Below are 15,823 nucleotides of genomic sequence, written 5' to 3' on the forward strand. Positions count from 1 at the left end.
AACTCGCCGCAGTGGTTCAACACCGGCCTGCACTGGGCCTATGGCATCGACGGCCCTTCGCAGGGGCACTTCTACGTCGACTTCCAGACCGGAGAGCTGGTGGCCTCGGCCTCGGCCTACGAGCATCCCCAGCCCCACGCCTGCTTCATCCAGTCCGTCTCCGACGACCTGGTGAACGACGGCGGCATCATGGACCTGTGGACCCGCGAGGCGCGGCTGTTCAAATACGGCTCCGGCACCGGCACCAACTTCTCGTCGGTCCGCGCCGAGAACGAGCCGCTGGGCGGCGGCGGCCGCTCGTCCGGCCTGATGTCCTTCCTCAAGATCGGCGACCGCGCCGCGGGCGCCATCAAGTCGGGCGGCACCACGCGTCGCGCCGCCAAGATGGTGATCTGCGACATGGATCACCCCGACGTGGAGGCCTTCATCAACTGGAAGGTCCGCGAAGAGCAGAAGGTCGCCTCCCTCGTCGCCGGCTCCAAGGCGCATGAGCGCCGCCTCAACGACATCTTCGAGGGCATCCGCGCCTGGGACGGCGCGGCCGAGGACGCGACCGACCCCAAGAAGAACCCCTCGCTGAAGGCCGCCATCAAGGCCGCCCGCCGCGACATGATCCCCGAGACCTACGTCAAGCGCGTGCTGCAGTATGCCGCCCAGGGCTACACGGCGATCGAGTTCCCGACCTACGACACCGACTGGGACTCCGAGGCCTACCTGACCGTCTCGGGCCAGAACTCCAACAACTCGGTGCGCGTCACGGATGCGTTCCTCGACGCGGTGCGCGAGGACAAGCCGTGGGAGCTGATCCGGCGCACCGACGGCAAGGTCGCCAAGACCGTCTCGGCGCGCGAGCTGTGGGACCAGATCGGCCATGCCGCCTGGGCCTGCGCCGACCCGGGCATCCAATTCCACGACACCATCAACGCCTGGCACACCTGCCCGGCGGACGGGCCGATCCGGGCGTCCAACCCGTGCTCGGAGTACATGTTCCTCGACGACACGGCCTGCAACCTGGCCTCGATGAACCTGCTGGCGTTCCAGGACGCGGGCGAGTTCGACGTGGCGGGCTATGAGCATGCCACCCGCCTGTGGACCGTGACCCTCGAGATCTCGGTGCTGATGGCGCAGTTTCCCTCCAAGGAGATCGCGCAGCGGAGCTACGACTACCGCACGCTGGGGCTCGGCTACGCCAACATCGGCGGCCTGCTGATGAACATGGGCCTTGCCTATGACTCCGAGGAAGGCCGCGCGCTGGGCGGCGCCCTGACCGCGATCCTGACCGGCGTGGCCTATGCGACGTCGGCCCAGATGGCAGCCGAGGTGGGTCCGTTCCCCCGCTATCAGGCCAACGCCTCGGACATGCTGCGCGTGATCCGCAACCACCGCCGCGCCGCCTATGGCGAGACCCAGGGCTACGAGGGCCTGGCGGTGAACCCGGTGGCGCTCGACATCGAGAACTGCCCCGACACGCTGCTGGTCGAGCGCGCCCAGCACGCCTGGGACGAGGCGCTGGCGCTCGGCGAGGCCCACGGTTTCCGCAACGCGCAGTCCTCGGTCATCGCCCCCACCGGCACCATCGGCCTGGTGATGGACTGCGACACGACGGGCATCGAGCCCGACTTCGCGCTGGTGAAATTCAAGAAGCTGGCCGGCGGCGGCTACTTCAAGATCATCAACCAGTCGGTCCCCGCCGCGCTGGAGACGCTGGGCTACGACGAGGTCGCCATCGACCGGATCGTGCGCTACGCGGTCGGCCACGGCACCCTGTCCAACGCCCCCGGCGTGAACCTCGCCGCCCTCTCGGCCAAGGGCTTCGGCCCCGAGCAGCTGGAGAAGATCGAGGCCGCCACCGAGAGCGCCTTCGACATCTCCTTCGTCTTCAACCAGTTCACCCTGGGCCTGGAGTTCTGCCGCGACACGCTGGGGATCCCCGAGGCGAAGCTCAACGACCCGGCCTTCTCGCTGCTCAAGCACCTGGGCTTCTCGAAGGCCGACATCGAGGCCGCCAACCTGCACGTCTGCGGCACGATGACGGTCGAGGGCGCCCCGGGGCTCGACCCCGAGCATCTGCCGGTCTTCGACTGCGCCAACCCCTGCGGCAAGATCGGGGTGCGGTATCTCTCGGTCGAGAGCCACATCCGCATGATGGCCGCGGCGCAGTCCTTCATCTCGGGCGCGATCTCCAAGACCGTGAACATGCCCAACGATGCGAGCATCGAGGACTGCCTCGACGCCTACGAGCTGTCCTGGTCCCTCGGCGTGAAGGCCAACGCCCTCTACCGCGACGGCTCCAAGCTCTCGCAGCCGCTCTCGGCCGCGCTGATCGAGGATGCCGACGAGGAGGAGGAGCTGATCGAGGCCCCGATGGCCGCCCGCGCGGAGATCATCGCCGAGAAGATCGTCGAGAAGGTGATCATCAAGGAGGTGATGCGCCAGCAGACCGACCGCCAGAAGCTGCCCGAGCGGCGCAAGGGCTACACCCAGAAGGCCATCGTCGGCGGCCACAAGGTCTACCTGCGCACCGGCGAGTACCAGGACGGGCGCCTCGGCGAGATCTTCATCGACATGCACAAGGAAGGCGCCGCCTTCCGCGCGATGATGAACAACTTCGCGATCGCCATCTCGGTCGGCCTCCAGTACGGCGTGCCGCTCGAGGAGTTCGTCGAGGCCTTCACCTTCACCCGCTTCGAGCCGGCGGGGCTTGTTCAGGGCAACGACTCGATCAAGAACGCGACCTCGATCCTCGACTACATCTTCCGCGAGCTGGCGGTCAGCTACCTCGACCGCACCGACCTCGCCCATGTGCAGCCCGAGGGCGTGCGCTTCGACGAGATGGGCCGCGGCGACGAGGAGGGGAAGCGCAACTTCGAGGAGGCGCCCGAGAGCGTGGCCGAGCAGGCGGTGGCGATGCTGCGCGAGATGACCTCGCCCGGCTACACCCGCCAGCGGATGCCGCAGAACCTGCTGGTGCTGCGCGGCGGCATGGATCGGTCCGAGGCCTCGGTGACCGCGGTCTCGACCTCGGTCGAGGCGCAGCCGGTGGGCGCCGCGCTCGCCGACACGCTGATCGCGCCGGCCGCGGCCATGGACGACCGCGCCAAGGCCCGCATGCAGGGCTTCGAGGGCGACCCCTGCGGGGAGTGCGGGAACTTCACGCTGGTGCGCAACGGCACCTGCCTGAAATGCAACACCTGCGGCGGCACCTCGGGCTGCAGCTGACGACGACGCGCGGGGGCGGCGAGATCTCGCCGTCCCCGTCTGGAACAGGCCGCAGGCGAAAAAACCTACGAGCAGAATGCTGAGAAGCCTGATCCGACCCGACTGGGGGAGGCGCCCGCCGCGCCTCCCCTCTTTCTTTCGGGGGGCTTAACCCGGGCCCGAGGACTTGCGCGCCCCGCAGGCGCGCCTTGGCGGCAACCCACGGGTAACACGACGGGGCGGCGCAGGCGGCCCACCAACGGGCCTCGACTTGCGCCCGAGGGGACAAGGCGCAGTCGAGCGGGCGCGTTTAACGAATTCTCAAGGTTTCCTTGCGAAAAGCGAGTCTCCGGTTGAATGACCGGACCCGGCCCGAACGGCCGGATGGCTCCCGTGACGGAAGGGTCGGCAGTCGAGCATGACGTCTCGCGGGCCGACCTCCCGGGACGGAAGACGCGGATCCCGAAGACGGGCCGCTCCGGGGAAGGTCCGGACACGCGCGCGAAGCCCGCGCGTCAGGCGCTGTTGAAACTCGCAGGATCGGGCCGCGGATCAGCCGCGGCGCTCGGAGGGCGACGGCCGGACGAAGGACGGGATCGCCTCGCACCCTGCGACGCCGCGGGGCAGTGGACGCGACGGGCCGAATGCGCCGCAGGCGTGACGGTCGGCCCCGCGCGCGCTCCTCGAAGGGTGTCGCCCTAAGCGCTGCGGAGGCCGAAAGGCAGGCTGCCATGCTGGGGACACTCGCGACACATCCGCCGTCCGGCGCCGCGCGCCGGGTCGATCCAACCGCCGCCGCCGAACGGCCCGCGGTCGATGCCCCGGACGCGGCCGCGCCCCCGCGCCGTGGCGCGCCGAGGACGGTCGACCCCGACGCGGTCGCCCCCGCCCTTGCCGCGCTCAGCCGCGGCCGGGCCGAGCCGGGCTCTCTCTTCGCCGCCCGCCTCGACGTCGGGCCGGACGACGACGACGCGCCCGACGTGCTGCGTGCGTCTGCGCGCGGCGACGCGGCCGCGCCGAAGCGCGCCGCATCCCCGACCGCCGCATCCCTGACCGCCGCGTCCCTGACCGCCGCGTCCCTGACCGCCGCCGACCCCGCCGCCGCGACCCCGGACGCCCTCGCCGACCCGCCCCCTGCGGCGCGCAGCCCAGACCCGCTCCAGTCGGGGCTGAGCGAGGAGCAGATCGCCCAGGTCACCCAGATGTCGCAGCGCGACCGAGAGGTGCGCGCGCACGAGACCGCCCACGTCATCGCCGGCCGGCCGTGGGCCGGGCCCGCGGTCTATCTCTACCAGACAGGGCCGGACGGGCGGCGCTACGCCATCGGCGGGTTCGCGCCCATCGACGCCTCGCCGATCGAGGGCAACCCCGAGGCGACCGCGGCCAAGATGCGGATCGTCATCGATGCGGCGCTGTCGCCCCCGGACCCCTCGCCGGCCGACCGCCACGTCGCGGCGCTGGCGCAGGTGAGGCTGCAGGCGGCGCTGGCCGCCCTGGCCGAAGCCTCCCGCCTGTCCCGGATGGGGGACGAGGCAGGCGCCGACGCCGCCCGCCAGCGCGTCTCGACGCGCATCTGATCGAGCCTCGCGCGGGGCCGCACGCGCGCCGCGTCGTCGGTTGCGCCGGCCGCCGGCCGCATTCCCGCGGCGCGGACCCGGCCTTGCGTCCGGTTGGACACGTCTCCTGGCGAGCAAGCGGCGCGCGCCTGGGGCCGGGAGACGGTGCTCGCCCGGCGCCCGCCTCGGGCCGCGCCGCGGGCGGGCGCATGGTTCCAGGCGCGGCGCGGGTCGCGGCGCCTGCGTCCAACTCAGTCGGAGGGCCCGCCGGGGCGCGCGCCCATGCCAAGGCGCATCACCCCGCGGCGCACCGGCGCCAGCTCGTGGATCGCCTTCAGCCCCATCCGGCGCAGGTCGCGCAGCGGCGGCGCGCCCAGCATCGCCGCGCGGTTCAGCGCATCGATCCCCGCCACCCGCGCCGCCATCTCGGGCCAGCGCGCGCGGTGATAGGCCGCCAGCACCGGCGCCGCGCCGGGGTCGCGCCCGGCCCGCACGGCCTCGCCCGCCAGGCGCGCAAGCGCCGCGCCGTCGGCGATCGACATGTTCAGCCCCTGCGCCCCGATCGGCGGCACCACATGGGCCGCCTCGCCCATCAGCGCCACGCGCGCCCCGTCGAGCCGCGGCGCCAGCTGCGCCACGATCGGCCACAGCGCCACCGCAGACACCGGCCGCAGCCACCCCAGCACCCCGCACGAGCGCGCGTTCAGCGCCTGGGCAAACCCGTCGGGATCCTCGCTGGCCATCCGGTGCAGGGCGGCGGCCCTGGGCCCCTCCTCCATCCACACGATCGAGGAGCGCGCCCGCCCCTGCGCATCGTCGGGCAGGGGCACCAGGGTGAACGGACCGCCCGAGCGGTGGATCTCGGTCGAGACGTCGCGATGCCGCTCGGGATGGGCGGCCGCCAGCACCAGGGCCTTCTGCGAGTAGCTCCAGCGCGGCGCCTCCAGCCCCGCCATCCGACGGGTGGGGCTGTCGCGCCCGTCGGCGGCCACCACCAGCCGGGCGCGGACCTGGGCGCCGTCGGAGAGGGCCGCCAGCGCCTCGCCCTCGCGCAGCACCAGCCGCGAGAGCGCGGCGGGCGCGCGCAGGGCGGCGCCGGGCAGGGCGGACAGACGCTCGGCCAGGGCGGCGCGGATGGTCAGGTTGGGCAGGTTCCAGCCAAACGGCGCGTCCTGCATCTCGGCCGACTCGAAATCGGCCGTCTCGCGCGGGGCCTCGGCCCGCCCGCCGGCGTCGACCAGCCGCATCACCCGAAGGGGCGCGGCGCGCGGCGCCATCAGGGGCCAGGCGCCGCACCGCTCCAGCGCCTCGACCGAGGGCGTCAGCAGCGCCGCGGTGCGGATGTCGGCCCCCGGCGCGTCCGGCCCTTCAGGCGGGGGCGCGGCGTCCACGCACAGGACCGAGAGCCCCTCGGCGGCGAAGAGGCAGGCGGCCGAGAGACCCGCCGCCCCGCCGCCCGCCACCAGGATGTCGACATCGATGCGTTCCATGTCCCGCAGATAGCGCGCATGGCCCCCCTTCGCCACGCGGCAAGGCGGCCGGGGCTCCGGCGGCGGCGACGCGGCGCGCCTCGCCGGCCTCATCCGGCGCGCCCCCGGCGCGCGCGGCGAGCCGCAACCGCGGCGGCGAACGCGTCCGGTCGGAAGGAAACCCCGGCGACCCGGGGCAGGGGCCTCCGGTCGGCCGCGCTCAGACCAGTTTTTCGAGGAACCCCGCCAGATCGTCCGTCTGGTGGAGGACGTGGGGCGGGGCCTCGGCCTCGCCCGCGCGCGGATCGACCCAGACGGTCTGCAGGCCCAGCTCGAACGGCGCGCGCAGGTTGCGGGGGTCGTCCTCGAACATCGCCGCGCGCCTGGGGTCCAGCCCGTCGGCGCCAAAGATCCGCTGGTAGGCGGCGGCCGAGGGCTTGGGCGTGTAGAAGGCGCTCTCGACCCCGTAGAACGCCTCGAACAGGTCCGCGATGCCCAGCGCCTCGGTCACCTGGCGGGCGTATTTGGCCGTGCCGTTGGTGTAGACGATCGAGCGGCCGGGCAGCGCGGCGATCGCCGCCCGCAGCCGGGCGTTGCGCGACAGCGGCGCGAAGTCGATGTCGTGCACGAACTCCAGGAACGGATCGGGGTCGACGCCGTGATGGATCATCAGCCCCGCCAGCGTGGTGCCGTGGTCGTGCCAGTAGGCGCGGCGCATGCGGGCGGCCTCGGCCTCGTCCACCCCCAGCTCGCGGATCACGAAGGCGGCGATCTTCGCCTCGATCTGGTCGAACAGCCGCTCGTGCGGGGGGTAGAGCGTGTTGTCGAGGTCGAACACCCAGGTCTCGACCCGCGCGAAGGCGCGGCGGAGGGCGTCGGGATCGGCGTCGGGGGCAAGCGTGGCGAGGCTCATCCCCGGCCGATAGCATCCGCCCGCCGCCAGGTCCATCGACGCGCCGCCGCGGGGGGGCGCCGCGGCCCGCCGACAGGGCGCGCGCAGGACCCCCCAACCCCTCACGCAGTTGCGAGCGGCGCCTCCCGCCCCACATTGTCCCGCAACGATACCAATTCACGACACCAATTCACGACGGGACGGAGGGTCGGCATGTACGCGGCGGACGAGTGGCGGGGCGCGCAAGGCAAACGCTGGGCGAAAGGCGCCGAGGCGCAGGACCGGTTCCTCGCGCCCTTCGGAGACGCGGCGATGGTCGCCCAGGGTCCGGTGGCCGCGCTGCGGGTGCTGGATCTCGGCTGCGGCGCGGGGGCGACGACGGTGGCGCTGGCGCAGGCGGGGGCGCGTGTGACCGGGCTCGACGTCTCGCCCGACCTCGTGGCGATGACCCGCGCCCGCATCGCTGCGGCCGGCCTGCCCGAGGGCGCCGCCGAGGCCGTCGAGGCCGACGCCGGACGCAACCCGCCCGAGGGCCCCTACGACCGCCTGTTCTCGCGCTTTGGCTGCATGTTCTTCGACGAGCCGGAGGCCGCGTGGCGCACCCTGCGCGGCGCGATGTCCGCCGGCGGCTGGCTGACCGCGGTCAGCTGGCGCACGCTGGCCGAGAACGAGTGGGCCTCGCTGGGATACGAGGCCGCGCGCGAGGCCTTCGAGGCGGCGGGCGAGCCCTTCGCCCCCGCCGCTCCCGCCGGCGCGCCGGGCCCGTTCGGCTGGGGCGATCCGCAGGTTGTCCGCCCCTGGCTCGAGGGCGCGGGCTGGCGCGAGGTGGCGTTTTCGCCGCTCGACCTGTCGCTCGAGGCCACCGCGCCCGACGACCCCGACCCGGTCGAGAGCGCCACGATCCGATCGATGGAGAGCGGCCCCGTCGCCGGCCGCCTGCGCGACGCCCCCGCCCCCATTCGCGAGGCGACGGCCGAACGTCTGCGCGCCCTGTTCGCCGAGCGCGCCGCCCGCGGCCCGATCGAATTCGCCTGCGCGGCCTGGATCGTCACCGCCCAGGCCTGATGCGGCGGTCCCCTCGCGGCGCCGAGCCGCCGTTCGCGCTCCCGGGACCCCGCGCCGTTCAGCGTCGTCGGCGCCTCGTGCAATCCCATCCCGCGCCGTGGGTGAAAGGGTCCCAAAATGACGCAGCGTCCGCCACGCTGCAATTGATGCGTGAGGTCAACTTCGTCAGCCATCTGCTTGAGTGTGCGAGATTTTGAGGAACCGTGGCCACAACAGGGCAAGCATGTCCGCGAAACCCATGTAATTAACGCATTTTCGCGTGACCGGGCCGATTGGTTGGGTTAACCTGCTTGGCAATACAACAAGGCGCGGACGGCGAAACAAAAAGACCGGCGCGCCAGTGAATCGAGCGGCAACCGACCCATCCCATCTCCGCGTGCCCCGGGGCGTTCCCGGCTGAGCGCGAGCCCGCAGGCAGGCGGCTTCGGGACAGGTCCAGAACATACAGGCGCAGGCAATGTCCCTCACTCTCATGATTCCGGAGCAGACCGAGCTCCGGCCGCGCATCACCGTCTTCGGCGTCGGCGGAGCGGGCGGCAACGCCGTCAACAACATGATCGAGCAGGCGCTGGACGGGGTCGACTTCGTCGCCGCCAACACCGACGCGCAGGCGCTCCAGCAGGCCCACGCGACGCGGCGCATCCAGCTCGGCGCCACCGTGACCCAGGGCCTGGGCGCGGGCGCGAAGCCCCAGGTCGGCTGCTCGGCCGCCGAGGAGTCGATCGAGGAGATCGTCGAGAGCCTGCACGGCGCCCACATGTGCTTCATCACCGCGGGCATGGGCGGGGGCACCGGCACCGGCGCCGCCCCGGTGATCGCGCGCGCCGCCCGCGAGATGGGCGTGCTGACCGTGGGCGTGGTGACCAAGCCCTTCCACTTCGAGGGCGCGCGCCGCATGCGCTTCGCCGAAGCCGGGATCGAGGAGCTGCAGCGCGTCGTCGACACGCTGATCATCATCCCCAACCAGAACCTGTTCCGCCTGGCCAATGAGCGCACGACCTTCGCCGAGGCCTTCATGCTGGCCGACGACGTGCTCTACCAGGGCGTCAAGGGCGTCACCGACCTGATGGTGCGGCCCGGCCTGATCAACCTCGACTTCGCCGACGTCCGCTCGGTGATGGACGAGATGGGCAAGGCGATGATGGGCACCGGCGAGGCCTCGGGCGAGGATCGCGCCGTGCAGGCCGCCGAGAAGGCCATCGCCAACCCGCTGCTCGACGAGATCAGCCTCAAGGGCGCCCGCGGCGTGCTGATCAACATCACCGGCGGCTACGACCTGACCCTGTTCGAGCTGGACGAGGCGGCCAACCGCATCCGCCAGGAGGTCGACCCCGACGCCAACATCATCGTGGGCTCGACGCTCGACCCCGACATCGACGGCGTGATGCGCGTCTCGGTCGTGGCCACCGGCATCGAGGCCGACGAGAGCGTGCGCGAGACCCCGCGCCCGGTCCGCGCCTCCGAGGCCCGCGCGGTCGAGGTCGCCCCCGCTCCGGCCGCCGAGCCGACCCCGACGCCCGAGCAGGTCGCCGCCCAGGCCCCCGCGCCGCAGCCGGTTCCCCAGCAGCCCGCCGTCGCCCGCGTGCACGACTTTGACGAGCGTCCGCTGGCCGAGGCGCCCGCCGCCGCGCCCGAGGCGGCGCCCGCCAACCCCTACGAGCGGGACGGCGCCTTCATCGCGCCCGCCGCCCTGTCGGCCGAGGACGACGCCGAGGCCCCCGCGGCCGCCCGCGTCGCCGGCGAGCCGACGCCCGAGACGCTGGCCCGCCTCCATGCCGCCGTCTCGCACCCCGCCGATCCGGCCGCCCGTCGCCGCGAGACGCCGGCCGCTCAGCCGACGCCGGCGGCCGCGCCCCGTCCCGCGCCGGCGGCCCAGCCCGCCGCCCGCCAGGAGACGCGCTTTGGCATCAACAGCCTGATCCACCGGATGACCGGCTCGGGCGAGACCGCGCGCCCCGCGAGCCGCGAGCCGAGCCTGCACGGCCGCACCGACGACCAGGCCGAGGCCGACCGTCAGCGCGAGATCCCGGCCTTCCTGCGCCGCCAGGCCAACTGAGCCGCGCCGGGCGCGCCACGCCCGGGACCGTCGATTCCGCCGCCGGGTCCGCCCGGCGCCCGCGCCGACCCTGCCGCCCGGCCTCGCGACGCGAGGCCGGGCGGTCTGGTTTCGACGCCGTTCCGGTCAATTGACGGGCCGGCCCGATTCCGGTCTGCTTGGGCTGTTTGATCCTGATTGATCCTGCGGGCGCGCGCGCCCGCATCGCCACGGGGTGGTCGATGTTCGAAGTGTTCGTGGGCCTGTTCGCCATTTCCGCGATCAGTCTCCTCGTGGCCGCGGCGGCGCTGATCCGGCCCTTCGACCCGTTCCGCACGCGGCTGAGCGCGCTGCGCGGCGTCGGCCTCAGCTTCCTGTGCGCGGCCGCCGCCACCTTCGGCGCGGCGATCCTCTCCGAATCTCCCGCCCGCTTCGACCCCACCGCCCATCGCGGCGGGCAGGGCGAGGGCTTCAAGGTCGTCCCGGACACCGCCCCGGCCCCGGCCGCAAACGACTCCTCCCGCGCCGAGCGGATCGCCGCCCAGGCCGCCGCCCGCGCCGCCGCGCAGGCGCGGGCCGAGGCCGACGCCCCCTCCGAGGGAACGCCCGGCCTCGCGGCCGCGCCCGCCGCCGCCGCGCCGCCCCCGGCGCCTGAGGTCGGCGCGTTGATGAGCGCCATCGAGGCCGCCGACTGGAAGGCCGCCACGCTCGGCCTCTCCTCCCTGCGCGAGGGGGGCTACGAGCTGTCCGAGGCGCTTGCCGCCGCCGAGCGCGCCGCCCGCGCCAAGGTGCGCTCGATCCCGCCCGACGATCCGGGCTCGGCCCGCGACGGCTACCGGCTGCTGGCCGCCCTTGACCCCGCCGACAGCTCCTACCCCCAGAAGGCCGAGAGCTACGCCGCCGCCGCCCAGCGCGCCGGCTCGCGCGACGTGGTCGACAAGCTGGTGGCGCGACAGGATCCGGAGGCCGGCGTCACCTGGCTCGAGCATCCCGACCGTCCCGGGACGCTCGGCTCCCGGTCGACCGTGCTGCTCTCGATCGGGCGGGAGGGCGAGGGCCCGCCCTTCCTGCAGATGCGCACCGTCTATGCCGGCCGCTCGTGGCTGTTTGTCGACGCGGTCGAGGTCTCCATCGGCGGGACCGCCTCCACCCTGGCCATCGGCTGGTTCGAGCGCGGCCAGGACGTCGCCGCCTACGAGTGGCGCGACGAGCGGCCCGACCCCGCCCAGGTCGAGACCCTGCGCGCCCTCGCCGCCGCCAACGCCGCGATCCTGCGCTTCCAGGGCATGCAGGAGGGGCGCGACGAGCCGCTGGCGCGCATCGACCGGCAGGCGCTGGCCGACGTGCTCGCGGCCTGGGACGCGATGACGGAAGACTGAGGCGGTTGCGACGATTCTGCGGCGCTCCTCCGCCGGGCCGTCGAAAAGACCATTGCCTTCAGTCGCTTGCCGCACTGCGTGAGGGCCTGTCGCAAAGCGTTGCAAAGCTTGATTTGTCTGGAAACCCCCCTCGGCCTACCTGCAGGTCAACGAAGAAGTCACCAAGACTTCCAAGGCAGGCGAGCAGTGAGAGAGAGGGCGAGACAGTGCAGGCCACCGTCAGATCGGCGATCGAGTTCCGCGGCTTCGGCCTCCATTCCGGCCGCCCGGTGCGGCTTCGCATCCTGCCCGCCTCGGTCAATTACGGCATCTGGTTCAAGCGCGCGGACATCGACGCGGACGGCTCGGGCCGTGACGCGATGATTCACGCCCGCTGGGATCTCGTGGCCGACACCCGCCTGTGCACGGTGATCCGCAACCGCGACGGGGTCTCCGTCTCGACGATCGAGCATGTGATGGCCGCGCTCGCGGGCTGCGGCGTGACCAACGCGCTGGTCGAGATCGACGGCCCCGAGGTTCCGATCATGGACGGCTCGGCGGTCGCCTTCGCCGAGGCGATCCGCGGCGCCGGCCTCGTCGGCCTGCGCGGCGAGGCCCGCGCGATCCGCATCCTCAAGCCGATCGAGGTCGAGGACGGCGGCCGCCTGGCCCGCCTCGAGCCCGCCGAGAACTTCGAGATCGACTTCGGCATCGACTTCGAGGACGCCGCCATCGGCGCCCAGTCGCTGACCCTGACGCTGGTCAACGGCGCGTTCATGGAGCATCTGGCCGACTGCCGGACCTTCTGCCGCCAGGCCGAGGTGGACGCGATGCAGAAGGCCGGCCTCGCGCTTGGCGGCTCGCTCGACAACGCCATCGTGGTCGACGGCGACACGGTCCTGAACCCCGGCGGCCTGCGTCGCCCGGACGAGTTCGTGCGCCACAAGATGCTCGACGCGGTGGGCGATCTGGCGCTGGCCGGCGCGCCGATCATCGGTCGCTACGTGGGCCGCCGCGCGGGTCACGAGATGAACAACAAGGTGCTGCGCGCGCTGTTCGCCAACCCCGACGCCTGGCGCGTCGAGGTGGCGGCCGAGCCGACCCGCCACGGCCTGGGCCTGCGCGCCGCCGCCTGATCTGGCCGACCTTTGCCGAACACCGGCCGCGCGACGCCCTCGCGCGGCCGATTTCAGTTTCCGCATCCGCCGCTGCCGCTCATGTCGCCCCCGAGGGACTGAGCCTCGCGCTCGCCGATCCCGGCGCGAGGCTTGCGCGGCGTCTCGCCGCCCGCCGCCTTCCGTGCGCCTGCTCTCCGCCGCGTGGAGAGGGGCGGAGGGGGGCCGAAAGCGACGCGACCGGTCGGGCGCCGCGACGGCGCCTGACCGAAAAACCCCATCTCTCGCGCCCCAACCCGCCCCGCGCCTTCTCGGCGCCCTTGCGGCTCCCCTCCCCTAGGCCGTAAACCCTAAGCGCGCGACCGGCCCGACCGGGCGCTGCGCAGACGACCACCCGACGCCGGACCAAAGGACTCGCGATGATCCGCCGCCCCGCGCTCGCCCTCATGGCCCTGCTGGCGATCGCCGGCTGTTCCGGAGAGTCCGACGATCCGTTCTACGACCCGTATTCCCAGCGCACCGCCGCCTCGATCTTCTCCGAGGGCGAAGCGCAGCTCAACGAGGGGGAGCCGGTCGACGCCGCCCACACCTTCGAGGAGCTGGAGCGCGTCCACCCCTATTCCGAGTGGTCCAAGCGCGCCATGATCATGGCCGCCTACAGCTACTACCAGGGCGCCGAGTACGACAGCGCGGTCACCGCCGCGCAGCGCTACATCGCCTTCTTCCCCTCCGATCAGGATGCGGCCTATGCGCAGTACCTGATCGGCATGTCCTTCTACGACCAGATCGTCGACGTGCAGCGGGACCAGAGCTCGACCCTGCGCGCGATCCAGGAGTTCGAGGAGGTGGTGCGCCGCTACCCCGGCTCGGACTACGCCCGCGAGGCCCGGCTGAAGATCGACCTCGCCCGCGACCAGATGGCGGGCAAGGAGATGACGATCGGGCGCTACTACCTGGGGCAGAGCAACTACATCGCCTCGATCAACCGCTTCAAGACGGTGCTCTCGCTCTACCAGACCACCTCGCATGCGCCCGAGGCGCTGTATCGGCTGGTCGAGGCCTACCTGAGCCTCGGCATCAACTCCGAGGCGCAGACGGCTGCGGCGATCCTGGGCTACAACTACCCCGGCTCGCCCTGGTACGAGGGCGCCTACGACCTGATGCAGGGCGCCGACATCGCGCCGTTCGAGGATCGCGAGAGCTGGATCTCCAAGCTGTTCCGGCGGGTGTCCACCGGCGACACGATCTGATCGCACGCCCATGCTTCGGTCGCTGGAGATCCGCGACATCGTCCTGATCGAGCGGCTGGACCTGGAACCCGGGTCCGGCCTCAACGCCCTGACCGGCGAGACCGGGGCGGGCAAGTCGATACTGCTCGACGCGCTGGGCCTGGCGCTCGGCGCCGCCGGCCGCGCCGACATGCTGCGCGCGGGCGCGCAGGAGGGCTCGGTGGCCGCCGTCTTCGACTTCCCCCCCGACCACCCGGGCCGCGAGATCCTGGCCGAGGCCGGGCTTTCGGCCGAGGATGACGAGATCATCCTGCGCCGCCGCCTGTCGGGCGGGCGGCTGACCGGCTTTGTCAACGGCCAACGCGCGCCCGCCGAGGTGCTGCGGAGCCTGGGCGAGACCCTGGTCGAGATCCATGGCCAGCATGACGACCGCGGCCTGCTGAACCCCCGCGGCCACCGCGCCATTCTCGACGCTTTCGCCGGCGCCGCGCCGCAGGTCGAGGCGACGCGCGGCGCCTGGGACGCCCTGCGCCGCGCCGACGCCGCGCTCGAGGCCGCCCGCGCGCAGGCCGAGGCCGCCGCCCGCGACGCCGAATTCCTGCGCCACGCCGTCGACGAGCTGGGCAAGCTCGCTCCCGAGCCCGGCGAGGACGAGGCGCTGGACGCCGAGCGCCGCCTGATCAGGTCCGCCGCCAAGATCCGCGAGGACGTCGCCCGCGCCCATCAGGCGCTCGGCGCCGACGAGGGGGCCGAGGGCCGGATGCTCGACGCGATCCGCTGGCTCGACGGCGCCGCCGACGCCGCCGAGGGCCGGCTGGAGGGCGCGCTCGCCGCCCTCGACCGCGCCATGGCCGAGCTGGGCGAGGCCCAGGTCGATGTCGAGGCCGCGCTCGACGCGCTGGCCTTCGATCCCGGCCGGCTGGAGATGGTCGAGGAGCGGCTCTTCGCGATCCGCGGTCTTGCGCGCAAGCATTCGGTCGCCCCCGACGCGCTTCCCGCCCTCTCTGAGGATTTCGCCCGTCGCCTCGCGGCGATCGACGGGGCCGAGGCGGAGATCGCGGGGCTCGAGACCGCCGCCGCGGCCGCCCGCGCCGCCTACGAAGCCGCCGCCGCCCGCCTCACCGAGGCGCGGAGCGAGGCCGCCGGCCGTCTCGACGCCGCCGTCACCGCCGAGCTCGCTCCGCTGAAGCTGGAACGGGCGCGCTTCTCCACCGACCTCGTCCCCGGCGTTCCGGGCCCCGAGGGCGTGGACCGGGTCGAGTTCCGCCTCGCGGCCAACCCCGGCGCCCCGGCGGGGCCGCTGGCGCGGGTGGCGTCGGGGGGCGAGCTCTCGCGCGTGCTCCTGGCGCTGAAGGTCTGCCTTTCCGGGGCGGCCGAGGGCCGCTCGATGATCTTCGACGAGATCGACCGCGGCGTCGGCGGGGCCACGGCCGCAGCGGTGGGCGCGCGTCTTGCCGCGCTCGCCGCGGCCGGCGCGCAGGTCCTGGTGGTGACTCACTCGCCCCAGGTCGCGGCCCGCGCCGACCGCCACTTCCGGATCGAGAAATCGGTTTCCGACGGCCGCACCCGCACCGACGTGGCCCGCCTTCCCGAGGCCGAGCGCGAGGCCGAGATCGCCCGCATGCTCGCCGGCGAGACGGTCACCGAGGCCGCCCGCGACGCCGCGCGCGCCCTCCTCGCCGGCTGAGCGCGCGCGACGCCCGACACGCCTCGCAGAGCGCCTGTTCTCCGGAGCCGTCTCTCGCGGATGCCGCCCGGAGCGACTCGCCCCCTCCGGTCAGGGATCGCGCAGCGACCCCGCGCAGCGGGGCTTGTCCTTGACCGGAGGGGGCGAGTCGCTCAGGCATCGCAAGCGAGAGACGGATCCGGAGAACAGGCGCGGGCCCTGTTCTTGGGTGAGTCAGGA

The 15,823-nt window shown here is 73.2% G+C and carries 10 protein-coding genes; 8 read left to right on the plus strand and 2 right to left on the minus strand.

Going from position 1 to position 15,823, the window contains the following annotated elements:
• Together AAC134_RS21905 and AAC134_RS21910 are read left to right on the plus strand one after the other, a co-directional pair.
• Positions 1–3,219: vitamin B12-dependent ribonucleotide reductase (locus AAC134_RS21905; RefSeq protein ID WP_339951588.1), on the plus strand; the 3,219-nt coding region annotated here is incomplete at its 5' end.
• A 710-nt stretch (positions 3,220–3,929) separates the two neighbouring features.
• Entirely contained in the window at positions 3,930–4,775 is an 846-nt protein-coding gene (locus AAC134_RS21910) for a putative metalloprotease CJM1_0395 family protein (RefSeq protein WP_339951590.1), read from the plus strand.
• Between the two features lie 230 nt (positions 4,776–5,005).
• Here AAC134_RS21910 and AAC134_RS21915 read toward each other — a convergent pair whose 3' ends face one another.
• Positions 5,006–6,244 carry an FAD-dependent monooxygenase gene (locus AAC134_RS21915; RefSeq protein WP_339951592.1) on the minus strand — a complete coding sequence of 413 codons (1,239 nt, stop codon included), beginning with the start codon at positions 6,242–6,244 and terminating at the stop codon, positions 5,006–5,008.
• Positions 6,245–6,443: 199 nt separating this feature from the next.
• Positions 6,444–7,136: a pyrimidine 5'-nucleotidase gene (locus tag AAC134_RS21920; protein WP_339951594.1), complete on the minus strand. Its 693-nt coding sequence runs from the start codon at positions 7,134–7,136 to the stop codon at positions 6,444–6,446.
• 192 nt (positions 7,137–7,328) lie between these two features.
• Here AAC134_RS21920 and AAC134_RS21925 point away from each other — a divergent pair, with 192 nt between their 5' ends.
• The 6 genes from AAC134_RS21925 (at position 7,329) to recN (ending at position 15,604) form a co-directional block, all read left to right on the plus strand.
• Positions 7,329–8,180 (plus strand): class I SAM-dependent methyltransferase, encoded by an 852-nt coding sequence (locus tag AAC134_RS21925; RefSeq protein ID WP_339951596.1) that lies wholly within the window; start codon positions 7,329–7,331, stop codon positions 8,178–8,180.
• 457 nt (positions 8,181–8,637) lie between these two features.
• Positions 8,638–10,236 carry a cell division protein FtsZ gene (gene ftsZ, locus AAC134_RS21930; RefSeq protein WP_339951598.1) on the plus strand — a complete coding sequence of 533 codons (1,599 nt, stop codon included), beginning with the start codon at positions 8,638–8,640 and terminating at the stop codon, positions 10,234–10,236.
• A gap of 221 nt (positions 10,237–10,457) precedes the next feature.
• Positions 10,458–11,594, plus strand: a complete 1,137-nt coding sequence (locus tag AAC134_RS21935) for a hypothetical protein (protein WP_339951600.1) — start codon at positions 10,458–10,460, stop codon at positions 11,592–11,594.
• A 206-nt stretch (positions 11,595–11,800) separates the two neighbouring features.
• On the plus strand, positions 11,801–12,709 hold the full coding sequence (lpxC, locus tag AAC134_RS21940) for a UDP-3-O-acyl-N-acetylglucosamine deacetylase (RefSeq protein WP_339951602.1): 909 nt from the start codon (positions 11,801–11,803) through the stop codon (positions 12,707–12,709).
• Between the two features lie 398 nt (positions 12,710–13,107).
• Positions 13,108–13,938: an outer membrane protein assembly factor BamD gene (locus AAC134_RS21945; RefSeq protein ID WP_339951604.1), complete on the plus strand. Its 831-nt coding sequence runs from the start codon at positions 13,108–13,110 to the stop codon at positions 13,936–13,938.
• 10 nt (positions 13,939–13,948) lie between these two features.
• The gene (gene recN / locus AAC134_RS21950; RefSeq protein ID WP_339951606.1) at positions 13,949–15,604 is read left to right on the plus strand and encodes a DNA repair protein RecN; all 1,656 of its coding nucleotides are present in this window, start codon (positions 13,949–13,951) and stop codon (positions 15,602–15,604) included.
• The last annotated feature ends 219 nt before the right edge of the window (positions 15,605–15,823 follow it).

It is taken from the genome of uncultured Albimonas sp. (genome assembly GCF_963977235.1).
Taxonomy (GTDB): Bacteria; Pseudomonadota; Alphaproteobacteria; order Rhodobacterales; family Rhodobacteraceae; genus Albimonas.